This is a genomic window from Bosea sp. 29B, from assembly GCF_902506165.1.
In the GTDB taxonomy this organism is placed as follows: Bacteria; Pseudomonadota; Alphaproteobacteria; order Rhizobiales; family Beijerinckiaceae; genus Allobosea.
The window spans coordinates 4,858,862-4,881,961 of record NZ_LR733817.1; the positions used below are offsets into that span (position 1 = coordinate 4,858,862).

Genomic DNA, 23,100 nt, shown 5'->3' on the forward strand with positions numbered 1-23,100 from the left:
ACATTCGTCTTGCGGTACAGGACGAGGTCCGGCGTCGTCGCCGGACCTCGAAGCGCAAGCTCGGGGCGAGGAAGCTCGCTATGCCGCATTCCGCAGGGGGCCGGCGATCTCGTCGAGGCTGTCGGCAACGCTCGCGACGATGCTGTCGATGTCGGCCGCCTGGATGATGAGCGGCGGGGCGAACACGAGCGTGTGGCCCAGGGCACGCAGCAGGATGCCGCGCTGGGCGAGGGCGCTCGACAGGGCCTGCGCGGCCCCGCGCTCGAGCGGGAAGGAGCGCCGGCTGGCCTTGTCCTCGACCAGTTCGATCGCGGCCATCAGGCCGACACCGCGCACCTCGCCCACCAGGGGATGGCCGGAGAGGCGACGCAGCCCGTCCTGCAGGCGTGGCGCGACCGTGCGGACATGGTCGACGATCCGCTCTTCCTCGTAGATCTTCAGGGCCTCGACTGCGATCGCGGCCGAGACCGGATGCCCGCCATAGGTATAGCCGTGGCCGAAGCCGCCGAGCGCCTTCGTCCGGTCGGCGATGGCTTCGTAGATCTTGTCGTTCACCAGCAGCGCCGAGATCGGGGCATAGGCCGCCGACAGGCCCTTGGCGCAGGTGAGCATGTCGGGAGAGATGCCGAAGGTCTGGCAGCCCCAGTAATTGCCGGTGCGGCCAAAGCCGCAGATGACCTCGTCCGCGATGAAGAGGATGTCGTGGCGGCGCAGCACGGCCTGGATGCGCTCGAAATAGCCCGCCGGCGGCACGATGACGCCGCCCGTGCCCATCACCGGCTCGGCGAAGAAGGCGCCGATCGTCTCGGGACCCTCTCGCAGGATCAGCTCCTCCAGCTCGTTGCCAAGGCGCTCGACGAAAGCCGCTTCGCTCTCGCCCTCCTGTCCGTTGCGGTAGAAATGCGGCGCGGTCACATGCAGGAAGCCGGGCAGCGGCAGGCCGAAGGAGCGATGCATGTTCGGCAGGCCGGTCAGGCTGGCGGCTGCGATCGTCGTGCCGTGATAGGCGCCGAGCCGGGCGATGATCTTGCGCTTCTCCGGCTTGCCGATCGCGTCATGGTAGTACCAGACGAACTTGATCGCCGTGTCGACCGCCTCCGAGCCGGAAGACTGGAACATGGCGCGGGTCAGCCCCGCCGGCGCGACCGAGACAAGGGCGTCGGCGAGCTCGATCACCGGCCCGTTCGAGCGGTGCGCGAAGACCTGCTGGTAGGGCAGCATATGGAGCTGGCGCGCACCGGCTTCCGCCAGCCGCTTGTTGCTGAAGCCGAGCGAGGCACACCACAGGCCGGACATGCCCTCGATGAAGCGCCGGCCCTCGTCGTCGATGACATGGATGCCGTCGCCGCTCTCAATGACCATCGGACCCGCGCTCTCGTGCTGGCGCAGATTGGTCTGCGGGTGGATGTGATACGCGATGTCGCGCGCACGGTTCGACTGGGGTTGAGGCGACATGTCGATCTCCTGGCAGCGGGCGGCAGCCATCGGCGCAATGCGCTGGCGGCACCTTCCGATCACGCTAGCATTTACCGTTTAGCGTGACAATGTTTTGCATAAAGATACGATATTACGATGCTTGAGGTGTAGCGAACCTGCCTCTGGTGGCTTGTCGCCGGTTGCGCGTCCGGAGCTGCGGTTTGCATCTCAATGTAAAAATAGCCAAATTATTACAATGCATTAAGTGATATTTCTTCATTGGTTCAATGCCGGCGCGCGCTTCGGCTGAAATGCGCTTCTGATTGAAATCCGGCGCCAGCCGCTCCTGCTGCCTCGTTCGCGAAAATTGGGCATTGACGCGTTTGCGACAAGGCAATAGCGTTTCGCAAAACAATACACCGTTCCGATCTGAGGCTCGCGATTGCGAGGCGACGCTCCGGGGCTGGATCGAAAGCAAGGGGAATAGGATCATGACTTACGGCAGGATGTCGCTTGCGGCTCTGTTCCTTTTTGCGGGGGCAGCCGGGGCCAATGCGCAGGAGCGCCAGCTCACTGTTGCGACCTGGGGCGGGACCTATACCCAAAAGCAGCGGGCCACGATCATCGACCCGTTCGCGAAGGAGGCGGGCGTGCGGGTGCTCGATGCGCCCTATACCGGCGGGCTCGGCCAGTTGCGGGCGATGCGCGAGGCGGGCAACAGCACATGGGACGTGGTGCAGCTCGAGGCGCCAGACCTGATCGCCGCCTGCGCCGAGGGACTGGTCCTGCGGCTCGACAAGAGCAAGCTCGCCAACCTGTCCGATCTGGGGCCCGGCGGCGCCAGCGAATGTGGGGTCGGCGCGGTCGGCTGGTCGATCGTGATCGGCTACAACTCCGATCTGGTGAAGCAGGCGCCGCAGTCCTGGGCCGATTTCTGGGATGTGAAAACCTATCCCGGCAAGCGCGCCATGCGCCGTTCGCCGCAATATGCGCTGGAAGCGGCGCTGCTCGCCGATGGCGTCGCGCCGGCGGAGCTCTATGCGACGCTCGCCAGGAAGGAGGGGGTCGACCGGGCCTTCCGGAAGCTCGATGCGCTGAAGCCGCATATCCAGTGGTGGGAAGCAGGATCTCAGCCGCCGGAATGGCTGGCGCGTGGCGAGGTCGCGATGGCGACCTCCTATGTCGGGCGCCTGCTCGAAGCCCGCGCCGAGAAGGCGCCGGTCTCCTTCGGCTGGGGCGGCTCGTTCTACTCGGTCGATTCCTGGGCGATCGTCGACGGCACCAAGCGCCAGACGGACGCTTATGCCTTCCTCGACTACGCCACCGGCGCCAAGGCCCAGGCTGCGTTCTCCGAGATCCAGCCGGTCGCGCCGGTCAACCAGAAGGCTGCGGCGCTGCTGAAGCCTGAGCGGCTGGCGATCATGCCGATCGGCGAGAACCTGAAGCAAGGAACCGTCTTCAGCGACACGTTCTGGGTCGAGAACATCGACGCCCTGACCGAGCGCTTCAACGCCTGGCTCGCCCGCTGAGCGGGCGGCGGCGATCACCCATTCCACCGGCTGGCTGCGATGGACCTGGCATGACCTCTTCCACCATGGACGAGCATTTCGTCCGCTTCGTCGGCGTGCAGAAGTCCTTCGGGGCCGCGAAGGTGGTCCATGACCTGAACCTCGACATCAAGCGCGGCGAGTTCATCACGCTGCTCGGGCCCTCCGGCTCGGGCAAGACGACCTGCCTCCTGATGCTCGCGGGCTTCGAGACCCTGTCGCAAGGGGACATCCTCGTCGATGGCCGCTCGATCGGCTATGTCCCGGCGCAGAAGCGCAATATCGGCATGGTCTTCCAGAGCTATGCGCTGTTCCCGCACATGACCGTGGCCGAGAACATCGCCTTTCCGCTCACCTGCCGGAAGCTGCGCTCGGCGGAGATCGAGGCGCAGGTCAAACGCGCGCTGGCGATGATCAAGCTGGAGAGCTTCGCCAGCCGGCTCCCGGGCCAGTTGTCAGGCGGCCAGCAGCAACGCGTGGCGCTCGCCCGTGCGCTCGTCTTCCAGCCGAGCCTCGTGCTGATGGACGAGCCGCTCGGGGCGCTCGACAAGCAGCTGCGCGAGGAGATGCAGTACGAGATCATGAGCATCCAGCAGGAGCTCGGGGTGACCGTGGTCTATGTGACGCACGACCAGTCCGAGGCGCTGACGATGTCGGATCGGATCGCGGTGTTCAATGCCGGCGTCATCCAGCAATTGGCACCGCCGCGCGAGATCTACGAGGCGCCGGCCAATGCCTTCGTCGCCCGCTTCATCGGCGAGAACAACCGCCTCGTCGGCAAGGTGAGCGAACGGAACGGCTCCTCCTGCGCGGTGACGCTCGCCGGCGGGGCGCGCCTGCGCGCCCGGCCGGTCAATGCCGGCGCGGTCGGCTCGTCCTCGACCTTGTCGGTCCGGCCCGAGCGCGTCGTGCTCGGGGCTGCGGCTGCGACCCGCGCCAACCGCTTCGAAGGACTGGTCAGGAACGTCGTCTTCCATGGCGACCATGTCCGCGTCGCCATGCAGGTCGCCGGCCAGGACGGCTTCGTCGCCAAGCTTTCCAATGTCGTGGGCATCGAGGTTCCCGTCGCCGGCTCGTCGGTCGTCGTCGGCTGGGACGAGGACGATTGCCATGCTCTCGACGTCGAGAGCGAAGCCTTGCGCCATTGAACGGGCGGAGGAAGCCATGAGCGGACTATCCCTGCCGCAGGCCCTGCGCGCGCCGATCAGCCGCTACGGGCTGCTGCTGCCTTGCCTGCTGTTCATGCTCGGCCTGTTCGTCTGGCCGATCCTCTCCTTGCTGACCGGGGGTGTCCATAGCCCGGAGGTGTCGCAGGCGCTGCCCCAGGCCAGTCGCGCCGCTCTGGCCTGGAGCGGGCAGGGGCTGCCGGACGATGCTGCCTTCGAATCGCTCATCGCCGATCTGCGCGCCGCGGACCGGCGCGCCATCGCGGAGGCGGGCCGCAGGCTCAATTACGAGATACCCGGCTACCGCGCCCTGATCCTGAAGACCGCGGCGCGCGCTGCCGGCACGCAGGGCAAGGCGGACCTCATCGCCGTCGATCCCAAATGGGGCGAGGACAGCTATTGGCAGGCGTTGCGCCGGGCCGCGTCGCCGATCACGCCGCGCTATCTCCTGGCCGCGCTCGATCTGGAGGTCCGGCCCGACGGCAGCATCGGCGCGGCGCCGCAGGACAGCGCCATCTTCCTCGGCGTGCTCGGCCGCACGCTCTGGATCTCGCTCGTCGTCACGGTGAGCTGCCTGCTGCTCGCCTTCCCGGTCGCCTATCACATCGCATCGAGCACGCCGCGCTGGCGCAATCTGCTGCTGCTGCTGGTGCTGCTGCCGTTCTGGACCTCGCTGCTGGTGCGCACCAGCGCCTGGGTCGTGCTGCTGCAGGACAACGGTATGATCAACAGCATGCTGCTCCGCGTCGGCCTGATCGAGACGCCGCTGCGCCTGATCTTCAACCGCACCGGCGTCTACATCTCGTTCATCCATGTGCTGCTGCCGCTGATGGTGCTGCCGCTCTACAGCGTGATGTCGAACATCTCGCGGGAGTATCTGCGCGCCGCTTTCAGCCTCGGCTCCAGCGGCCCGCGGGCCTTCTTCAAGGTCTATTTGCCGCTGGTCTGGCCGGGCATCTGGTCGGGCACGCTGCTGACCTTCGTGGTCTGCTCCGGCTACTACGTCACGCCGCTGCTCGTCGGCGGCAACACCGACCAGATGATGAGCTATTTCATCGCCTTCTACACCAAACAGACGGTCAATTGGGGGCTCGCCGCGGCGCTCGCCATCGTCCTCAGCCTGTCCATCCTGCTCGTCACCGGCCTTTATGCCCTGGTCGGCCGGCGCCAGAAGATCGTCGTGAAGGGGTGAGAGATGTCCGGATCCACTGCGCCCCGCCAGCACCTCGGCCCATCGCCCTGGCGCATCCTGACCATCGTGATCTCGGTGCTGGTCTACGCCTTCCTGCTCCTGCCGATCATCGTCGTCTTGCCGCTCGGCTTCAGCGCCGGCTCCTTCCTGACCTATCCGATGCCGGGCCTGTCGCTGCGCTGGTACGAGGAGCTCGCGCATAACTACAAATGGCTGCTTGCCCTGAAGAACAGCGCGATCGTCGGCGTCTGCGCCGCGGCGCTGTCGTCGGTGCTCGGAGTCAGCGCCGCGCTGGCCCTGACCTCGTTGCCGCCGAAGGCGAGGGCGCTCGCCTATGGGCTGTTCATAGCGCCGCTGGTGGTGCCGATCATCATCCTGGCGGTGGCGCTGTTCCTGTTCTTCTCGAAGCTCGGGCTCACCGGCTCGCTTGCCGGCATGGTGCTCGCGCACACGATCGTCGGCGCGCCCTATGTCATGATCTCGGTCAACGCGGCGCTGCAGAACTTCGATACGACGCTGGTGCGCGCCGCCAAAAGCCTGGGCGCCTCGCCATGGAGCGCGCAGCGGCGCGTGGTCTTCCCGATCATCAAGCCGGCCATCGTGGCAGGGGCGCTGTTCGCCTTCGTCGTCTCCTTCGACGAGGTGGTGATCTCGCTGTTCCTGGCCAGCCCGGAGCAGGTGACGCTGCCGATCCGCCTCTTCGACGGCATTCGCGACGAGCTGACGCCGGTGGTGATCTCGGCGGCGACGATCATGCTCTTCGTCTCTGTTGGCGGCATGGTCTGCGTGGAGGCGCTGCGGCGTCGATCGGCCAAAGCGCGCGGCCTGCAGGAAAGCTGACGGGAGCGCCCGGCGCGCGACCTCGACGCGGTTCACGCTATTGAGGTTGTGTCGGCAGTATGCTCTGACGGGCTTCCGCGCGCGATCGGTAGCTGGCGTGCAGAAGGAAGAGACGAGGAATGGCGTCGGATTCGGAACGGGGTGAAGCCGGGGTCAAGTCCGTGCAGCTTGCCTTCGATGTCCTCGAAGCCATCGCGGCGACGGAAGGGGAGGTCGGCGTCAGCGAGCTCGCTCTCGCGCTCGGGACGACGAAGGGCACGATCTTCCGTCATCTCCAGACGCTCGTCGATCGCGGCTATTGCCAACAGAACGCCGCGACCTCGCGCTACAAGCTCGGCTTGCGGGCCCACATCCTCGGCCGCAGCGCGACAGGCCAGCTCAATCTGCTCTCCGCCTGCGAGGTTCCGGCCCGCGAATTGCGGGAGGAACTCGGAGAAACCGTCGTCATCAGCGGTGGTGTCGGCCCCAATCTCGTCGTCCTCAGCACGATCCTCGGCAAGTCCCCGCTGGAGATCGGGGTGCGCGCCGGCAGCGAGCTGGTGCTGCATGCGACGGCGCAGGGCAAGGTGACGCTTGCCTTCGGCTCGGCACAGATCGTCCAGGCCTTCGACCGTCGCAAGCTCGATATCCTCACCGAACATACGATCTCGTCACGCGATGCGCTGGCGCGCGAGCTCGATTGCGTCAGGGAACGCGGCTACGCCGTGGCTCCGAACGAGGACACGCTCGGCATCAACGCGCTCGCGGCCCCCGTCCTCGACGAGACCGGCACGGCGATCGGCTCGATCGCGATCGTCGGCTCGATCCAGTACATCAAGGCCGAGCCGGACAAGGCACAGGTCGACGCCGTTCTGCGCGCCGCGATCAAGGCGTCGTGGAATCTCGGCTACAAGGGCTCGATCATTCCGCTGCGCCGCCCGGCCTGACGGCCGCGCCTGGCGTCAAGAAGCCAGCCGGACAGTTCCGGGCAATCGCGCCGCATCCGTCGCCGGCCGCTGCCGCGCCGTGACGGCCTTCACCATCGCCATCCCCGCTTGTCGGCGTACCAGCGTCGGGTCGCCCGCGCTCGCGCCTCTGCGTCGACGCGTGGTTCCGTTGACAGAGAAAGTGAGGGAATATACGTTTCTTATAAAGAAACATCGTTTCGTAAAAATGGCGTCTGAACTCAACACGACAGCCATTGAATCGCGAAACCAAAAAGGGGAATCATCATGACGGGCCTCGCCGCTCTGGCTGGATTTTCAGCGATCGCTTTAGCATCTTCAGCCGCATTAGCCGACAGTCTCACGGTTGCGACATGGGGCGGAAGCTACACCCAGAAGCAGCGCTCGGTACTGATGGAGCCCTATACCAAGAAAACAGGTACCGTAGTACGGGACGCCGTCTACACTGGAGGGCTCGGCCAGATCCGGGCGATGGTCGAAGCCAGGAACACCGTCTGGGACGTAATCACGCTTGGTTCCCCGGAGACGATCAACGCCTGCGCCGAGGGGGCGATCGTCGAGCTCGACAAGTCGAAGCTGACGCACGCCGCCGATTTCCCGGCCGGCGGCATCACACCTTGCGGCATCGGTTCCGTCGGCTGGTCGCTGGTACTGGCCTACAACAGCAAGCTGACAGGCGAGCAGCCGAAGACCTGGGCCGATTTCTGGGATCTGAAGACATATCCCGGCAAGCGCGCGCTGCGTCGCCAGCCGAAGGCGACGCTGGAGATCGCCCTGCTGGCGGACGGCGTTACGCGCGAGGATGTCTACAAGGTCATGCGGACGCCCGCCGGTATCGACCGCGCCTTCAGGAAGCTCGACGAGATCAAGTCGAGCATCCAGTGGTGGGAGGCCGGAGCGCAGCCCTCGGACTGGCTCAGTTCGGGCAATGTCGTGATGTCGACCTCCTTCATCGGCCGCATCCTCGAGGCCCGCGCCGAAGGGGCGCCGCTGGGCTATGGCTGGCAGGACGCCTTCTACACGATCGACTACTGGACCATCGTCAGCGGCGGCAAGAACATCGATCGGGCCTACGAGTTCATCAATTTCGCGACCTCACCGGAGGCGCAGGCCGCTTTTTCGGCGATCCAGCCGGTCGCGCCGGTCAACGGCAAGTCCGCCGGCCTGCTCGCACCCGACCGCTTGCCGCTGATGCCGGTCGGCAAGAACCTCGAGCAGAACGTCCGCTACGACGAGCAGTTCTGGAACGACAATCTCGAGGCGCTGAACGAGCGCTTCAACGCCTGGCTGGCCAAGGGCTGACCCGGCGCAGCCCCGGGGGCGAGGCGCTCGCGCTCAACCTGCTCGTTCGAAGGTGACCATGTGGCGCGGGGGATTGGCGGCAGTCAGCTTGACCTGGATCGCATCGCCCGGGCTGCCACCTTGCCCGCGAACCCGCGCGACAACAGGCAGGTCGCAGAGCTGGATGCGCAGGCCGTGCTCGTCCGCATCGGTCACCACTGCCTTGAATGTGGTGCCTTCACTGCCTTTCAGCATCACGGCCTCGGCCAGATCGATCACGGCTCGGTCGATCTGACCGTCGCGGGCGTCGGCCCGCGCCATCACCGGGGGCAATTGTTCGAATGCGGCCGATACCGCCGGCGGCACCGGCTGGCCGTTTGCGATCGCCAGGGCGGCACGCACGACATAGCGGTCGGCCAGACGGCGCAGCGGCGCCGTGGCATGCACATAGCTCGCTGCCATCGGCGCATGCCAGGGTAGGGTGCCTTCGCGGTAGGGAACATAGCTCGCGCCGCCGCTGGCCCTCCTCACCGCCAGCATGAAGGCCGCGTGCCTGCTGTCGGCGAGGTTCAGCGTCTTCTCGAACTGGACGAGGGGCTCCATCCCCGGCCATGACAATCCCAGCGCCTGCGCCGTGTGACGCAGGCGCTGAACGGCCTTCTCATCCGGCTCGGGCATGACCCGGAACAGGCCGGTATGGGCTGCCAGGAGGGCGTCGGCGATGGCGAGATTGCTGGCCAGCGACAAGGCCGCATTCTGCTCCTCGCTTCGCAGGCGCGGCCGGAACGTCAGCTGGTAGCGGCCATCATCGAGAGCGCTGACCTCCTGTTCGGGCGGGTCGACGCGCGCCGCGCCGCGCCGGCTTTCGGCAGCGTCGATACGGCGGGACAGCTCCTCGAAATCGGGTGGCAGGTCGGCGGCGCGGACGCAGTCATAGGCGAGCTTGGCCGTACTGCGGATGACGGCCCGCTCGGCGCCGTCGAGATGGACATTGCCGTCCGCGTCGACCCGGGTCGTGAAGATCACGGCCGGCCGGGAGACCGCCGGGAGCAGACTCGCTGCGCCCTCGGTCAGGGCCGGTGGATACAGCCCGGCCTTGCCGTCCGGCAGGTAGATCGTCGTGCCGCGTCGCCAGGCCTCCCGGTCGACTGCGTCGCCATCGTCGACGAACCAGGCGACATCGGCGATGGCGTAGTGCAGCAGCAGGTCGCGGCCGCTGCGCTCGATCGCGAAGGCCTGGTCGAGATCCGTCGAGGTCGCGGGGTCCAGCGTGACGAAGGGCCGGTCGGTGCGATCGGCATGCTCGGTCGGCATGCGCCCGGCTGCTGCTTTCGCTGCGGCGAGGACTTCGGACGGAAACTGGTCCGCTACGCTGAATTGCCGGCGGATCGCGGCCAGTCCGTCGATCAGCGCATGGGTGGAGTCGATAAGCGTCTTCATGCCGTCCTGCCGGCCTCCACCTGTCGTTCGGCAGGCTGCGAAGGCGCCGGCCAAGGAGTTTGCCAATGGCCATGTTAGCCGAGCGCGACGCAGAGCAGCAGGCCAATCCCCAGCTTCCTGCACAATCCCTGGTGGTGCTGGTACGATGGCCAGCCTGCGCCGCGGGAGGCTTGGCGGCCCAAAGGCTTCAGTCATCGCTTTGAACGGGGCAATCCACATTCCCGGAGCGCTTCGCCGCAACGCCGGCAGCGCGTCCTACAACGCGATCGTCACATCCGAGCGTGGGCGGGACGAGCAGGCGAGGATATAGCCCTGCGCCTCCTCCTCGGGCGAGATCCCGCCCTCGTGCCGCATCTCGACCGAGCCTTCGACGAGGCTGACCCGGCAGGTGCCGCACATCCCGGAGGCACAGCCGCAGGGGATGACGATGGTCTGGCGCGTTGCTGCCTGCAGCAGCGTCTCGCCCGGCCGGGCGATGAAATGCTTGTCGCCGAACGTCACGGCATAGCCCCCGGCCGGCGCATCGGCCGGAACCGGCGGCGGAGCCACAGGTGCGACGGCACCGAAATGCTCGACATGGAAGAGGTCCCGGGCGCCGCCCTCGGCAGCGTGGATCAGCCGCGCTTCCTCCATGAAGCCGGCAGGGCCGCAGCAGAAGACCTCGCGGCGCCCGTAATCCGGCAGTGCGACCGAGACCAGTCGCCGCCCGAGCCGGCCGGCGAAGCCGAACCAGCCGGGCTCTGGCCGGCTGGCGAGCATCGCGACCTTGAGATTGGGCATCCGCGCCTGCAGCTCGGCGAGTTCCCGGGCGAACAGGATGTCGCGCGGCGTCCGTGCGGCATGGAGCCAATGCACATCGATATCAGGCTTGGTCGCAGCGAGATGGCGCAACATCGCCATCAACGGGCTTGCGCCGGAGCCGGCCGAGACCAGGGCGATCCTGTCGGTCGTGCGGCTGTCGATAGTGAAGCGGCCCTTCGGCGGCCGACTTTCGAGCCGTGCGCCGACCACGAGTTCATCGTGCAGCCAGCGGGTGATGCGGCCCGTGGCATGCGCCTTGATCGTCATCGCAATCGTACCGGAGGCATCCGGCGCAGAGGCGAGCGAGAAAGTGCGGAACAGCGTCTCACCGCCGATCGAGAGCTTCAGCGTCATCGACTGGCCGGCAGCGTAGCGCGGTACGCCACCCTCCGGCCGAAAGGTGAAAGTTTTCACATCGTGCGTCTCGTCGCGGATCTTGGCGACGGTGAGCTGCAGCAGATCGGCAGCTGGGGCAGCTGCGGCTGGTGCTTCGAGGCTGTCCAGGCTCATTCGGCGGCGATCCTGAACGGCGCGGGCTCGCCGGCATAGGTGGCCATCTTGCCGGCATACCAGTTGGTGAAGTTGGTGAGCATGAACTCGGTCGGAGCATAGGGGCCGGGCTGATAGCCCATCGAGCGGATGCCGGCATGGTTCACCGCCGCGAGCTCGGCATCCTGCGCATTGGTCGCGATCCAGACCTCGGTCAACCGCTGGATGTCGTAATCGACGCCCTCGACCGCATCCTCGTGCACCAGCCAGGTCGTGCGCACCGCGGTCTTGTCCTGGGAGAGTGGCAGCACCCTGAAATGCAGAATGTGGTCGGCGAGGAAGTGGTTCCAGTTGTTCGGCACCCGGAACATCCGAACCGAGCCGAGATCGGGCTCGGTGAAGTCGGCGAGCAGCTTGTTGCAGGCCGGCCCGCCATCCATCGTGAACGATAGCGCTCCCTCATGGAACGGCAGGCGGATACAGCGGAACTCCTGCCCGCCATCGACCGGCTGATGCGGCAGGCCGAGGCCATCCCATTTCGCCGTCTTGCGGTCCATCAGTCCCTTGAACTCGGCCGGTCCGTGCGGATCGTCCGGCAATGCGAATTCGACCAGCGTCACCAGGAGCTCCGGATGATTGCCGGCGCAGTGGTAGCATTCACGGTTGTTCTCGATGACGAGCTTCCAGTTGGCGTCCTCGATCAGGGTCATCTCGAAGGCGACCTTGGTCCGCTCCGGCATATGCGGCGCGATATAGGGCGTCACCGCCTCGCGATAGCGCGTCAGGTCGGGCGGGCTCTCTGCAAGGCAGATATAGACCATGCCGCAGATCACCTCGACATGGACGGGCTTCAGCCCATGGGCCGAGCGGTCGAAATCGGCCGGCATCTGGCGGGCATTGAGCAGCGAGCCGTCGAGCTCGTAGACCCACTGGTGATAAGGGCATACGAGCCGGTTGGCGCGGCCCTTCTCATGGCCGCAGATGCGCGAGCCGCGATGGCGGCAGCTGTTGTGGAAGGCGCGCACCTGGCCGTCCCGGTCGCACAGCACCACGACCGGGTTCTCGCCGACGGTCAGGGTCAGGTAGTCGCCCGGCTTCCTGATCTCGCAGGCATTGCAGGCGAACAGCCAGTCGCTCTCGAACACGGCCTTGATGTCGGTCTCGTGCATCGCCGGATCGACATAGAACGCCTGCGGCAGGCTATAGCCCTCGCGGCGCTCGGCGAGGAGCTGGCGGATGCGGTCGCGATCGATCATCGGCTGGTGACCCCTGCGGAGGATGGAGGCGATCTTGCGCCGTCGCAGGGGCGGGAGGCCGGAGCATTCCGACCTGGCCGGCAAGCTTTGCGACGAGGGAATGTCGCTTTCATTGCAACAATGTCGGAAATCCGCTTCCTTTGACCGGTTCCCGGCGGGATCATCAGGGGAGGAGGTCGAGGCATGATGAGAGAGGCGTCAGCCGGTACCCAGATCGTCACGCTGCTGCTCGTCGAGGGTTTCTCGATGATGAGCGTCGCCTCGGCCATCGAGCCGCTGCGCTCGCTCAATCGCCTGGTCGACCGCGAGGCCTGGCGCTGGCGGTTGGCGAGCCTCGATGGCGGCGTCCTCGCCGCGTCGAACGGCATTCCGATCCCGGCCGAGGCTGCCGAGACCGCCTTGCCCGGCTCGCACTACTTCTTCGTCTGTGGCGGCCTGCGCATCCAGTCGGTCGACGAGCGGCGCTACCTGTCCATCCTGCGCAAGGCGGCGCGCAGCGGCGTGCGCGTCGGCTCGCTCTCGACCGGCACCTATCTGCTGGCGCGCGCCGGCCTGCTCGACGGCTATCGCTCGACGATCCACTGGGAGAACCGCCCCGCCTTTCAGGAGGAGTTTCCCCATCTCGTCTGCACCGACAAGCTCTATGAGATCGACCGCGACCGGATGACCTGCTCGGGCGGCTCTGCGGCGATGGACCTGATGCTGCACCTGATCACCGAGCGCCATGGCGCCGATCTCGCCCGCCGCGTCGCCAACCAGTTCCACCATGACCGCATCCGCGACGAGCGCGACAACCAGAGCGGCGGGCGGCTGGAGCGGATGTCGAGCCTGCCGCCCGCCGTGCGCAACGCGCTCAAGCTGATGCAACGCCATGTCGAGGATACGATCTCGATCGCCGAGATCGCCGAGAAGGTCGGCATGAGCCCGCGCCAGCTCGAGCGGCTGTTCCTGCGCTATCTGCAGACCTCGCCGGCGCGCTATTATCTCTCTTTGCGCATCGACCGGGCGCGTGAGCTGCTGCTCTATTCCGATCGTCCGGTCCTCGAGGTCGCGATCGCGGCCGGTTTTACCTCGACCTCGCATTTCGCCCACTGGTTCAAAAAGCTGCAGGGCGTGCGGCCGAGCCAGCTGCGCGGACGGCCTGCGAGCGAGGAGGCGACACCGGCCTCGGCCAGCTGAGCACGGCAGGTCGCAAGCGCGACATGCGATGTCGCTTTCCCGGCCCGAGGCTGGAACGGTTCTGATCGACACTTTCGCTGCAAGACGGATAACCGTCGGCGGGGAGCGGCAGTGGACACGATCGCCTTCATCATGGCGAATCTTCCGGTGATCGGGCAGCGCATGCTCGAGCATGTCTCGCTGGTCGCCGTCTCGGTCGGCGTCGCGATCCTGACCGGCGTGCCGACCGGCATCGCCATCACCCAGAGCAGGCGTGCGGCGGATCTCGTCCTCTACATCGCCTCGATCATCATCACGATCCCCTCGATCGCGCTGTTCGGCCTCCTGATCCCGCTGCTCTCGGCCATCGGCCACGGCATCGGCTACCTGCCGGCGGTGATCGCGCTGATCCTCTATGCGCAGCTGCCGATCATCCGGAACACCTATACGGCGATCATGAACGTCGATCCGGCGTTGCGCGAGGCGGCCCGCGGCATGGGCATGACCACGCTGGAGCGGCTGCGCCGCGTCGAGCTGCCGCTGGCGCTGCCGGTGATCCTGAACGGGGTGCGCAGCGCCGTGGTGCTGAACATCGCGATCGCCGCGATTGCGACCTATATCGGCGCCGGCGGGCTCGGCACCTTCATCTCGCGGGGCATCTCGCAGACCGACATCCGCCAGCTCCTGACCGGCGCCATTGCCGTCAGCCTGCTCGCGATCCTCGCCGATTACGGACTGCTCTTCGCGCAGCGCCTGCTCACCTCGCCGGGATTGAAGCTGAAATGATCCGTCTCGAGCAGGTCTCCAAGCATTTCGGGACGATGATCGCCGTCGACCGCATCGACATGGAGGTGCCGGCCGGCGCTGTCTGCGTCCTGCTAGGCCCCTCGGGCTGCGGCAAGACCACCACGATGAAGATGATCAACCGGCTGATCCCGCCGACCTCGGGCAGGATCTATGTCGACGGCAAGGATACGGCTGGCGTCGACGAGGTCACGCTGCGGCGCTCGATCGGCTACGTCATCCAGCAGATCGGCCTGTTCCCCAACATGACGATCGAGGAGAACATCTGCGTCGTGCCGGACCTGCTCGGCTGGCCGGCGGGCAAATCGCGCAAGCGCGCCTCCGAGCTGCTCGACATGGTCAATCTCGACCCGTCGGTCTTCCTGAAGCGCTATCCCAAGCAGCTCTCCGGTGGCCAGCAGCAGCGCGTCGGCGTGGTGCGCGCGCTCGCCGCCGATCCGCCGGTGCTGCTGATGGACGAGCCCTTCGGCGCGATCGACCCGATCAACCGCGAGGTGATCCAGGACGAGTTCATGAAGCTCCAGGCGGAGCTGAAGAAGACCATCGTCTTCGTCAGCCACGACATCGACGAAGCCGTGAAGATGGCGAGCCGCATCGCGATCTTCCGCGACGGCAAGCTGATCCAGTACGACACGCCCGACAACATCCTCGCCCATCCGATCGACGCCTTCGTTTCCGAGTTCGTCGGCTCGGATCGGACTCTGAAGCGGCTGCGGCTGATCAAGGTCACCGACGCGATGATGGCGCAGCCGCCGCGCGTGCGCGCCGAGGACCCGCTCGACACCGCCGTCCGGCTGATGGAGGAGCACGGCCATGTCGCGATCGTGATGGTCGGGCCGCGCGGCCGGGCGCGCGGCGTGGTGCGGCTGGAGGAGGCGCGCGAGCGCAAGGGCACGGTCGGCGAGCATCAGGAGCCGCTGCCGGGCGTCGTCAACATCCGCGACGATTTGCGCACCGCCGTCTCGCAGATGTTTACCCATGGCGTGACCTGGCTCGCCTGCGTCGACGATGACGGCTTCTACAAGGGCTACGTTACCCAGAAGAGCATCACCCAGGTGCTCGGCGCGACCTATCGGGAAAGCTGAGATGGCGCTTGCGGGCCTGGCAGGGACGCTTCGCTGGCTCGTCGTCTTCGGCGCCTTCGCGCTCGGCGCCTGGCTGCAGGCGCGCGGCACCATCCCGGCGATCCTCGGCCATGCGCAGGACGTGACTTATCTCATCCGCCAGCATCTCGCCCTCGCCGCGATGTCGGGCGCCATCGCGCTCGCCGTCGGCATTCCGCTGGGCATCGTCCTGACGCGCCCGCGCTTCGAGATGTTCGCCGATGCAGTGACGCAGCTCGTCAATCTCGGCACCACCATCCCGACACTGGCGCTGCTCGCCATCTCGATGTCGTTCCTTGGCATCGGCTCGCCGCCCGCGGTCTTCGCGCTGTTCGTGCTGACGCTGCTGCCGATCGTGCTCAACACCATCGCCGGCCTGCGCTCGGTGCCGCAGCATCTGATCGAGGCGGCGCGCGGCATGGGCATGGCGCCCGGCCAGATCCTGCGGCGGGTGGAACTGCCCAACGCCGTCTTCGTCATCCTGGCAGGCGTGCGCACAGCCTTCGCCATCAATATCGGCACCGTGCCGCTGGCCTTCCTGATCGGTGGCGGCGGCCTCGGCGAACTCATCTTCACCGGCATCGACCTGATGGAGCCGAGCATGCTGCTGGCGGGCGCGATCCCGACGGCGCTGCTTGCCGTGCTCGTCGATTTCCTGATCGGCCAGATCCAGTTCTGGCTGGTCCCGAAAGGCGTCAACCCGTTGCGCTGAGCAGCGGTCAACACAACCAGAAAACGGGAGTACGACCATGCACAAGCGCAGTTTCCTGAGGCTCGCTTCCGCCGCTTTGGCCTTCGCCGCCCTGCCGCTTGCCGCGCAGGCGCAGACCATCGTCGTCGGCGGCAAGAATTTCACCGAGCAGCAGATCATGTCGGAGATGACGACGCAGCTGCTCAAGGCCAAGGGCTTCACCGTCGACAAGCGCGCGGGCCTAGGCACCGCGCCGCTGCGCCAGGCCCAGGAAGCCGGACAGATCGACCTCTACTGGGAGTACACGGGCACCTCGCTGATCACCTTCAACAAGGTCTCCGACAAGATGGATGCGGCCGCGACCTATACGAAGGTCAAGGAGCTCGACGCCGCCAAGGGGCTTGTCTGGCTCAATCCGTCCAAGGCCAACAACACCTATGCGCTCGCCATGCGCAAGAAGGACGCCGAGGCCAAGGGCGTCAAGACGCTCGACGATCTCGCAACCAAGCTGAAGGCTGGCCAGGCCCTGAAGCTTGGCTGCAACGCCGAGTTCTACGCCCGTCCCGACGGGCTCGCCCCGCTGCAGAAGACCTATGGCTTCGACTTCGGCCGCGAGAACGTGGTGCGCATGGATACCGGCCTGATCTACCAGGCGCTGCGCGATGCCCAAGTCGATGTCGGGCTCGTCTTCGCTACCGACGGGCGCGTCCCGGCCTTCGATTTCGTCATCCTGGCCGATACCAAGGGCTATTTCCCGACCTATGCGATGACCCCTGTCGTCCGCAAGGAGACGCTCGACAAGAACCCGAAGCTGGCCGAGCTGCTGAACGGGCTCTCCGCCAAGCTCGACGATGCGACGATGGCCAGGCTCAACGCCTCCGTCGATGTCGACAAGAAGAGCATCGAGGAGGTCGCCGCCGGCTTCCTCAAGGCGCAGTCGCTGGTCTGATCGTTCCGCCGAGGCCGGAGGCGCACTGCGTCTCCGGCTGTCCCGCGAGGATCCAATGTCGTCGCTGAAGGTCGCGGTCGCTCAGATCCACTGCGAGCCGGCCGATCTCTCCGCCAACCTTGCCGCACATCTTGACGCCATCACGAGGGCGCGTGGGGAGGACGCAGAGCTGCTGCTCTTTCCCGAGCTGTCGCTGACCGACTATCTCGCCGCTCCCGACTGCGCGGCGCTGGCCCTCAGCCAAGGTGCCGACTTGCTCGACCGTCTCGCCGCGGCGGCTGACGGCATCACGGTTTCGGCCGGCTTCATCGAACGCGGCGAGCAGGGCCGCTTCTTTAACAGTCAGGGCCTTTTCCGCAACGGCAGGCTGCTCGCGGTCCATCGCAAGCTCAACCTGCCGGGTTACGGCGCCCTGCGCGAGGACCGCGTCTACACCCGCGGCGGCGATCTCGCTTCGGTCGAACTTGCGGCAGGTTGGCGCGTCGCCACGCTGATCTGCGCCGATGCCTGGAACCCGGCATTGCCCTGGCTCGCCGCCCTCGGCGGCGCCAATCTGCTGCTGTTGCCGGCAGCCTCGGCGCTCGCTGCCGTCGGCGGTGGCTTCGACAATCCACGCGGCTGGCAGATCAATCTCGGTCATACCGCAATGACATACGGCCTGCCGACCCTCTTCGCCAATCATTGCGGCGCGCGCGGCGGTGCCGCGTTCTGGGGCGGATCGCGCATCCTCGATGCGTCCGGCCATGAGCTGGCGCGAGCGGGAACTGGCCCCGGTCTCATCATGGCGGAGCTGTCGCAGGCCGATGGCGAGACGGCGCGCCACCGCCTGCCGACCGCCCGCGACAGCGATCCCGTTTTGGTCGGCGAGTTGCTGTGCAGCCTGATCTCGCACAACGAAAGCCAGCGTTCATGACCGACCCGATCGACTTCATCCATGGCTTGAATTTCGCCCAGCTGCCGCCGGAGGTTGTCCATCAGGCCCGCCGCTGCCTGCTCGATCTCGTCGGTGTCGCGATTAGTGGGCGGCAGACGCAATTGTCCCGCATCGCGCATGATTTCGCGGTCGATCATCTCGGCGCCGGGCACAAGGGCGCACGCCTGCTCTTCGACGGGCGTCGGGCGAGCGCTGCGGGTGCTGCCTTCGCCGGGGCGACGACGATCGATTCCTTCGACGCCCATGACGGCCACGCCTTGACCAAGGGCCATGCCGGCGTCGCCATCCTGCCTACGCTACTTGCTGTCGCCGATGCCGAAGGCCTGCTCGATGAGGGCGCTCTCGACGGCGAGGCGCTACTGACCTGCCTCGTCCTCGGCTACGAGATCGCGACACGGGCCGGGATCGCCCTGCATGCCAGCGCCTGCGATTACCACACCTCCGGCGCCTGGAATGCGCTCGGCTGTGCCGCCGTCGCAGCTCATCTGCTTGGCCTCGACAGCGAGCGCACCCGCCACGCGCTCGGCATCGCCGAATATCACGGCCCGCGCAGCCAGATGATGCGCTGCATCGACCATCCGACCATGGTCAAGGACGGCTCGGGCTGGGGCGCTCTCGCCGGCGTCAGCGCGGCCTATCTGGCAAAGGACGGCTTCACCGGCGCGCCGGCGATCACCATGGAGGCACCCGAGCAGGCCGCGATCTGGGCCGATCTCGGAGAGCGCTGGCTGATCCTCGACCAGTACTTCAAGCCATGGCCGGTCTGCCGCTGGGCGCAACCGGCGATCGAGGCGGCGAGCAGCCTTCTTGGCGGGTATGACTTCGAGGCTTCGGACATTGATCTGATCGAGGTCGAGACGTTCCATGAAGCCGTGCGGCTCGGCGCGCAACTGCCGGCGACAACGGAGGCGGCGCAGTACGCGATCGGCTTCCCGCTGGCCGCCTTCATCGTCCGCGGGCGGCTTGGCGCCGAGGAGATCGGCGGCGGTGGCCTCGCCGATCCCGCGATCCAGGGCATGCTGCGACGTATAAGGCTGGTCGAAGCGGCCGAATTCTCCTGGTGTTTCCCGGCGGAGAGACTGGCGCGCCTGCGCATTATCCTCAAATCGGGGCAAATCGTGGAATCCGAGACCATGACCGCACGCGGCGACCGGGGGCGCCCTTTGTCAGATTCCGATCTGCTGGCGAAGTTCAGCTCGTCTGCGGCCCGGCTCGGCAGCGAGCGCAGCGCTCATCTCAGCCATGGCTGCATGACGCTGGCCGCAGGCTCTACGGCCGGGCAGCTCTGCGGCGGCCTGTTTTCGCCCATCTGAAGAGGCTGCCTTGCGGCTGAACACCCGACAGGGGCTTGAAAATGAGTCGATCGAGGACGGCTTTCTCCCTTCGGGCAAAAGCGGAGGTCGTTATTCCATCTGCATCGTTCTTTTGAAAGAACGTTTCATTGACGCGGCGCTGAGCGGGCGCGCAGTCTGGGGCACGCGCAAATGCTGCCCGATGCTGTCTTCGGGCGAGCTGCAAACTTGCTGACCGGCCGACTGCGACACGACGATATGAGCCTTGAATCCGAATACCTCTGGTACATCCCCAATGTCGTCGAGCCCGGTCATCGCGGCGATTCCGCGGGTAAGGGCCATAACAGCCTGGAGACGCTGACCAGCCACGCCAGGGCGCTGGAAGAGCACGGCTGGAAGGGCGCGCTGATCGGCACCGGCTGGGGCCGGCCGGACACCTTCACGGTGGCGGCCGCGCTTGCAGCCCGCACCACCAGCTTCGAGCCGCTGATCGCGATCCGCCCGGGCTATTGGCGGCCGGCGAACTTCGCCTCCGCCGTGGCGACGCTCGACCACCTGACCAGCGGGCGCGTGCGCATCAACATCGTCTCCGGCAAGGACAATCTCGCCGCCTATGGCGACAGCGAGGGCGACCAGGCGCATCGCTATGGCCGCACCAGGGAGTTCATGCGCCTCGTCCGCCGGCTCTGGACTGAAGAGAATGTCGACTTCGCCGGCGAGCATTTCCGGGTCGACGGATCGACCGTAGTGCCGCGTATCGAGCAGCGCGGCGCTCGGCGCCATCCCAGGCTCTATTTCGGCGGCGCCTCCGAGGCGGCCGAGCGGGTAGCTGCGGCTGACGCGGACGTCCAGCTCTTCTGGGGCGAGCCGCTCGAGGATATCAGACAGCGCATCGAGCGGCTGCAGAGGCTGAGCCGCGATCTCGACCGCGACCTGCCGCCGCTCGAATTTGGGTTGCGGATCACGACCCTGGTTCGCGACACCACGGAGCAGGCCTGGGCGGATGCGCAGGTCAAAGTCGCCGAGATGGCGCAGGGCAAGGGCGGCGGCTGGAACGACCATCGGCGCGGCGTCGCTGTCGGCCAGCAGCGCCTGTTCGACCTGCAAGGCCGCGGCGAGGTGCTCGACGACAATCTCTACACCACGCCGGGCAAGTTCGGCGGCGGCGGGGCCGGCACCACCTGGCTGGTCGGCTCGGCCGAGGACGTGGCGCGTTCGTTGCGCAAGTACCGTGACCTCGGCATCAGCTATTTCGTCCTGTCGGACACACCCTATCTGCCCGAGATCAGGCGGCAGGGCGACCAGCTGCTGCCCTTGCTGCGGGCCTGAAACGGGAGGCGCCTGCCTCCCGTCTCGGGCTGTCGGTCCTGCGCTCAGATCACCTTCGCGCGCAACGTCGCGGTGACGATCTCGGTGACCACCACCACCGCGAAGATCACGACGAGCACGAGCCCGACCTGATCCCAGTAGAGATTGTCCATCGCCGCCTGCAGGGCGACGCCGAGGCCGCCCGCGCCGACCAGGCCGAGCACGGCGCTCTCGCGCACATTGATGTCCCAGCGGAACAGGCTGACGGCGAGGAAGGCCGGCTTCACCTGCGGCCAGAAGCCCTTGAGCAGCACCGAACGCCAGGGTGCTCCCGCCGCCCGCAGCGCCTCGATCGGGCCGGGCTTGGCCTCCTCGATCGCCTCCGCCAGGAACTTGCCGGTGAAGCCGATCGAATGCACCGCCACCGCCATCACGCCGGCGAGCGCGCCGGGCCCGAACACGGCGACGAAGAGCAGCGCCCAGACCAGCGTATGCACCGAGCGGGTCGCGACCAGGATGAAGCGGCCGAGCGTGTTGACCCAGGCCGAGGACGAGATGTTGCGGGCGCACATCAGCGCCACCGGCGTCGCCATGAGGATCGCCAGCACCGTGCCGAGCGTCGCGGTGTGCAGCGTCTCGATCAGCGCCTGCTGCACGGTCTTGGGAAAGTAAGCCCAGTCGATCGGCCACATCCTGGCGAAGAGGTCGGCCGTCTGCGCCGGCGCGTCATAGAGGAATTCCGGAATCACCTCGATGGTCTGGACCGACCAGCCCAGCGCCAGCGCCGCCAGGGCCCAAAAGGCGAGGCGCATGCCGCGCTCGGCCGCAGTGAAGCGGTGCCAGACCGGGCCGTTGGCACCGGCCTTGACCTCGCCGCTTGGCGCCTCGTCCTGGTAGACCCGGCGCATGAAGGCCGAGAGGATCTCGCCGGCCATCACCGCCAGGATGATCGCGATGATGATGGTCAGCACGAAGTCGTAGTCGAAGCGCTGGAAGGCGGTGAACAGGGTGGCGCCGATGCCACCGCCACCGACGAGGCCGACCAGGGCGGAATTGCGCAGGTTCGAGTCGAGTTGGTAGGCGGCAAAGCCGATGAAGCGCGGCAGCACCTGCGGCACCACGCCCATGACCACGACCGAGAGGAAGGGTGAGCCGGCGGCGCGCAGCGCCTCGATCGGCTTCATCGACATCTCTTCGATCGCCTCGGCGATCAATTTGGCGATGAAGCCGATGGTGGCGACGATCAGCGCCAGGATGCCGGCGAGCGCGCCGAAGCCGACCGCCTTGACGAAGAGGATGGCGACGATGACCGGGTGGAAGGTCCGGCAGAGCGCGATCAAACCGCGTGCCAGGATCGTCACCGGCAGCGGCATCAGGTTGCGGGCGGCGCAGAGACCGACTGGCAGGGCGAGCAGCACGCCGGCGCCGGTCGCGATGATGGCGATCTGCAGCGATTCCAGCATGCCCTGCGCGAGCAGCTGCATCTTGTCCTGCGCCAGGTTCGGCGGGAACATGCGGCCAAGGAAGCGCGCACCATTGCCGAGGCCCTGGACGAAACGCTCCCAGCGGATGTCGACGATCCCCGCCGCATAGATCACATAGGCGACGAACAGCACCGCGCCGAGGCGCAGCGGCCAGTTCGGCGGGAAGGCACGGGCGCGCAGGCTGAGGCCCTCGCTGAGGGGAGGAGCGCTCATTCCATCCAGCCTTCGCCGCCATAGATCTCGGCGAGATGGCTGTCCTGCAGCCCGGCCGGCGGGCCGTCATAGACGACGAGGCCCTTCGACATGCCGATCATCCGCAGCGCATAGCGGCGAGCCAGCGCCACGTTGTGGATGTTGACCAGCACGGGGATATTGCGCTCGCGCCCGACCTTGGCGAGCAGTTCCATGATCTCGACCGAGGTCTTGGGATCGAGCGAGGAGGTCGGCTCGTCGGCGAGGATGAGGTCCGGCTCCTGCATCACCGCGCGGGCGATGCCGACGCGCTGGCGCTGGCCGCCGGAGAGCTGGTCGGCGCGGCGGGTGGCGAAGTCGCCGAGCCCGACCGATTCCAGCAGTGCGAAGGCGCGGGCGATATCCTCTTCGGGGAAGCGCCGCGTCCAGGCGCGCCAGACCGGGACATAGCCGAGTCGGCCGCAGAGCACGTTCTCGATCACCGTCAGCCGCTCGACCAGGTTGTATTCCTGGAAGACCATGCCGAGGCGCCGGCGTGCGGCCCTGAGCGGCTCACCCTGCAGCTTCGCCAGATCGGTTCCGCCCAGCATGATTGAGCCGGAGGTCGGATCGACCAGCCGGTTGATGCAGCGGATCAGCGTCGACTTGCCGGTGCCGGACGGGCCGATGATCGCGACGATGCCAGGCTCGGTGACGCTGAGCGAGATGTCGCGCAGGACCGGCTGCCCCTTGCGGTACTCCTTGACGAGGTTGCGGATGATGAGCGCCCGGCCATGGCCGGGCGCCTCTGCGGCGGGAAGCGCGCTCATGAGC

At 66.8% G+C, this 23,100-nt stretch carries 21 protein-coding genes; 15 read left to right on the forward strand and 6 right to left on the reverse strand.

Features of this window, described 5'->3' with window-relative positions; genetic code table 11:
• Window positions 1-78: 78 nt before the first annotated feature.
• A complete protein-coding gene (locus GV161_RS23595) occupies window positions 79-1,455 on the reverse strand; it encodes an aminotransferase (protein WP_152014365.1) in 1,377 nt (458 codons plus the stop codon).
• A 452-nt stretch (window positions 1,456-1,907) separates the two neighbouring features.
• Between GV161_RS23595 and GV161_RS23600 the strand changes: the two genes are divergently transcribed.
• The 6 genes from GV161_RS23600 to GV161_RS23625 all read left to right on the forward strand — a co-directional run bounded on the left by GV161_RS23600 (window position 1,908) and on the right by GV161_RS23625 (window position 8,407).
• On the forward strand, window positions 1,908-2,945 hold the full coding sequence (locus tag GV161_RS23600; protein ID WP_152014366.1) for an ABC transporter substrate-binding protein: 1,038 nt from the start codon (window positions 1,908-1,910) through the stop codon (window positions 2,943-2,945).
• Window positions 2,946-2,995: 50 nt separating this feature from the next.
• On the forward strand, window positions 2,996-4,111 hold the full coding sequence (locus tag GV161_RS23605) for an ABC transporter ATP-binding protein (RefSeq protein WP_152014367.1): 1,116 nt from the start codon (window positions 2,996-2,998) through the stop codon (window positions 4,109-4,111).
• A 16-nt stretch (window positions 4,112-4,127) separates the two neighbouring features.
• Entirely contained in the window at window positions 4,128-5,321 is a 1,194-nt protein-coding gene (locus GV161_RS23610; RefSeq protein WP_159650385.1) for an ABC transporter permease, read from the forward strand.
• A gap of 3 nt (window positions 5,322-5,324) precedes the next feature.
• Complete coding sequence (locus GV161_RS23615; protein ID WP_152014369.1) at window positions 5,325-6,161, forward strand: ABC transporter permease; 837 nt, start codon at window positions 5,325-5,327, stop codon at window positions 6,159-6,161.
• A gap of 119 nt (window positions 6,162-6,280) precedes the next feature.
• Window positions 6,281-7,087: an IclR family transcriptional regulator gene (locus GV161_RS23620; RefSeq protein ID WP_152014370.1), complete on the forward strand. Its 807-nt coding sequence runs from the start codon at window positions 6,281-6,283 to the stop codon at window positions 7,085-7,087.
• A 411-nt stretch (window positions 7,088-7,498) separates the two neighbouring features.
• Entirely contained in the window at window positions 7,499-8,407 is a 909-nt protein-coding gene (locus GV161_RS23625) for an ABC transporter substrate-binding protein (protein ID WP_159650386.1), read from the forward strand.
• A 33-nt stretch (window positions 8,408-8,440) separates the two neighbouring features.
• Here GV161_RS23625 and GV161_RS23630 read toward each other — a convergent pair whose 3' ends face one another.
• From GV161_RS23630 to GV161_RS23640, 3 genes are all read right to left on the reverse strand, one after another.
• Entirely contained in the window at window positions 8,441-9,826 is a 1,386-nt protein-coding gene (locus GV161_RS23630; protein ID WP_152014372.1) for an RNB domain-containing ribonuclease, read from the reverse strand.
• 255 nt (window positions 9,827-10,081) lie between these two features.
• Complete coding sequence (locus GV161_RS23635) at window positions 10,082-11,137, reverse strand: hybrid-cluster NAD(P)-dependent oxidoreductase (protein ID WP_152014373.1); 1,056 nt, start codon at window positions 11,135-11,137, stop codon at window positions 10,082-10,084.
• A complete protein-coding gene (locus GV161_RS23640; protein WP_201303049.1) occupies window positions 11,134-12,372 on the reverse strand; it encodes an aromatic ring-hydroxylating dioxygenase subunit alpha in 1,239 nt (412 codons plus the stop codon). The genes GV161_RS23635 and GV161_RS23640 overlap by 4 nt, the downstream gene beginning before the upstream one ends.
• A 183-nt stretch (window positions 12,373-12,555) precedes the next feature.
• Between GV161_RS23640 and GV161_RS23645 the strand changes: the two genes are divergently transcribed.
• The 9 genes from GV161_RS23645 to GV161_RS23685 all read left to right on the forward strand — a co-directional run bounded on the left by GV161_RS23645 (window position 12,556) and on the right by GV161_RS23685 (window position 20,632).
• Window positions 12,556-13,551: a GlxA family transcriptional regulator gene (locus GV161_RS23645; protein WP_152014374.1), complete on the forward strand. Its 996-nt coding sequence runs from the start codon at window positions 12,556-12,558 to the stop codon at window positions 13,549-13,551.
• A gap of 111 nt (window positions 13,552-13,662) precedes the next feature.
• Window positions 13,663-14,316, forward strand: coding sequence for an ABC transporter permease (locus GV161_RS23650; protein WP_280179044.1), 654 nt, complete (start codon window positions 13,663-13,665; stop codon window positions 14,314-14,316).
• Window positions 14,313-15,419 (forward strand): ABC transporter ATP-binding protein, encoded by a 1,107-nt coding sequence (locus GV161_RS23655; protein ID WP_152014375.1) that lies wholly within the window; start codon window positions 14,313-14,315, stop codon window positions 15,417-15,419. The genes GV161_RS23650 and GV161_RS23655 overlap by 4 nt, the downstream gene beginning before the upstream one ends.
• 1 nt (window position 15,420) lies before the next feature.
• Entirely contained in the window at window positions 15,421-16,149 is a 729-nt protein-coding gene (locus GV161_RS23660) for an ABC transporter permease (RefSeq protein WP_152014376.1), read from the forward strand.
• A 37-nt stretch (window positions 16,150-16,186) separates the two neighbouring features.
• The gene (locus GV161_RS23665) at window positions 16,187-17,077 is read left to right on the forward strand and encodes a glycine betaine ABC transporter substrate-binding protein (RefSeq protein ID WP_152014377.1); all 891 of its coding nucleotides are present in this window, start codon (window positions 16,187-16,189) and stop codon (window positions 17,075-17,077) included.
• 55 nt (window positions 17,078-17,132) lie between these two features.
• A complete protein-coding gene (locus GV161_RS23670; protein ID WP_159650387.1) occupies window positions 17,133-17,990 on the forward strand; it encodes a nitrilase-related carbon-nitrogen hydrolase in 858 nt (285 codons plus the stop codon).
• Complete coding sequence (locus GV161_RS23675; protein ID WP_152014379.1) at window positions 17,987-19,324, forward strand: MmgE/PrpD family protein; 1,338 nt, start codon at window positions 17,987-17,989, stop codon at window positions 19,322-19,324. The genes GV161_RS23670 and GV161_RS23675 overlap by 4 nt, the downstream gene beginning before the upstream one ends.
• Before the next feature lie 10 nt (window positions 19,325-19,334).
• Entirely contained in the window at window positions 19,335-19,538 is a 204-nt protein-coding gene (locus tag GV161_RS23680; protein ID WP_152014380.1) for a hypothetical protein, read from the forward strand.
• 23 nt (window positions 19,539-19,561) lie between these two features.
• On the forward strand, window positions 19,562-20,632 hold the full coding sequence (locus GV161_RS23685; RefSeq protein WP_152014381.1) for an LLM class flavin-dependent oxidoreductase: 1,071 nt from the start codon (window positions 19,562-19,564) through the stop codon (window positions 20,630-20,632).
• A gap of 44 nt (window positions 20,633-20,676) precedes the next feature.
• Here the strand turns inward: GV161_RS23685 and phnE are convergent, their stop codons facing one another.
• Both phnE and phnC read right to left on the reverse strand, forming a co-directional pair.
• The gene (phnE, locus tag GV161_RS31220; RefSeq protein WP_244624049.1) at window positions 20,677-22,308 is read right to left on the reverse strand and encodes a phosphonate ABC transporter, permease protein PhnE; all 1,632 of its coding nucleotides are present in this window, start codon (window positions 22,306-22,308) and stop codon (window positions 20,677-20,679) included.
• Window positions 22,305-23,096, reverse strand: coding sequence for a phosphonate ABC transporter ATP-binding protein (gene phnC / locus GV161_RS23695; protein ID WP_152014382.1), 792 nt, complete (start codon window positions 23,094-23,096; stop codon window positions 22,305-22,307). The genes phnE and phnC overlap by 4 nt, the downstream gene beginning before the upstream one ends.
• Window positions 23,097-23,100 lie beyond the last annotated feature (4 nt).

What these genes read in the sequence shown, in the direction of transcription:
- GV161_RS23595 (WP_152014365.1), bottom strand. Translation starts at nt 1,455, where the DNA reads ATGTCGCCTCAACCCCAGTCGAACCGTGCGCGCGACATCGCGTATCAC.
- GV161_RS23600 (WP_152014366.1), top strand. Translation starts at nt 1,908, where the DNA reads ATGACTTACGGCAGGATGTCGCTTGCGGCTCTGTTCCTTTTTGCGGGG.
- GV161_RS23605 (WP_152014367.1), top strand. Translation starts at nt 2,996, where the DNA reads ATGACCTCTTCCACCATGGACGAGCATTTCGTCCGCTTCGTCGGCGTG.
- GV161_RS23610 (WP_159650385.1), top strand. Translation starts at nt 4,128, where the DNA reads ATGAGCGGACTATCCCTGCCGCAGGCCCTGCGCGCGCCGATCAGCCGC.
- GV161_RS23615 (WP_152014369.1), top strand. Translation starts at nt 5,325, where the DNA reads ATGTCCGGATCCACTGCGCCCCGCCAGCACCTCGGCCCATCGCCCTGG.
- GV161_RS23620 (WP_152014370.1), top strand. Translation starts at nt 6,281, where the DNA reads ATGGCGTCGGATTCGGAACGGGGTGAAGCCGGGGTCAAGTCCGTGCAG.
- GV161_RS23625 (WP_159650386.1), top strand. Translation starts at nt 7,499, where the DNA reads ATGGAGCCCTATACCAAGAAAACAGGTACCGTAGTACGGGACGCCGTC.
- GV161_RS23630 (WP_152014372.1), bottom strand. Translation starts at nt 9,826, where the DNA reads ATGAAGACGCTTATCGACTCCACCCATGCGCTGATCGACGGACTGGCC.
- GV161_RS23635 (WP_152014373.1), bottom strand. Translation starts at nt 11,137, where the DNA reads ATGAGCCTGGACAGCCTCGAAGCACCAGCCGCAGCTGCCCCAGCTGCC.
- GV161_RS23640 (WP_201303049.1), bottom strand. Translation starts at nt 12,372, where the DNA reads ATGATCGATCGCGACCGCATCCGCCAGCTCCTCGCCGAGCGCCGCGAG.
- GV161_RS23645 (WP_152014374.1), top strand. Translation starts at nt 12,556, where the DNA reads ATGATGAGAGAGGCGTCAGCCGGTACCCAGATCGTCACGCTGCTGCTC.
- GV161_RS23655 (WP_152014375.1), top strand. Translation starts at nt 14,313, where the DNA reads ATGATCCGTCTCGAGCAGGTCTCCAAGCATTTCGGGACGATGATCGCC.
- GV161_RS23660 (WP_152014376.1), top strand. Translation starts at nt 15,421, where the DNA reads ATGGCGCTTGCGGGCCTGGCAGGGACGCTTCGCTGGCTCGTCGTCTTC.
- GV161_RS23665 (WP_152014377.1), top strand. Translation starts at nt 16,187, where the DNA reads ATGCACAAGCGCAGTTTCCTGAGGCTCGCTTCCGCCGCTTTGGCCTTC.
- GV161_RS23670 (WP_159650387.1), top strand. Translation starts at nt 17,133, where the DNA reads ATGTCGTCGCTGAAGGTCGCGGTCGCTCAGATCCACTGCGAGCCGGCC.
- GV161_RS23675 (WP_152014379.1), top strand. Translation starts at nt 17,987, where the DNA reads ATGACCGACCCGATCGACTTCATCCATGGCTTGAATTTCGCCCAGCTG.
- GV161_RS23685 (WP_152014381.1), top strand. Translation starts at nt 19,562, where the DNA reads ATGAGCCTTGAATCCGAATACCTCTGGTACATCCCCAATGTCGTCGAG.
- phnE (WP_244624049.1), bottom strand. Translation starts at nt 22,308, where the DNA reads ATGAGCGCTCCTCCCCTCAGCGAGGGCCTCAGCCTGCGCGCCCGTGCC.
- phnC (WP_152014382.1), bottom strand. Translation starts at nt 23,096, where the DNA reads ATGAGCGCGCTTCCCGCCGCAGAGGCGCCCGGCCATGGCCGGGCGCTC.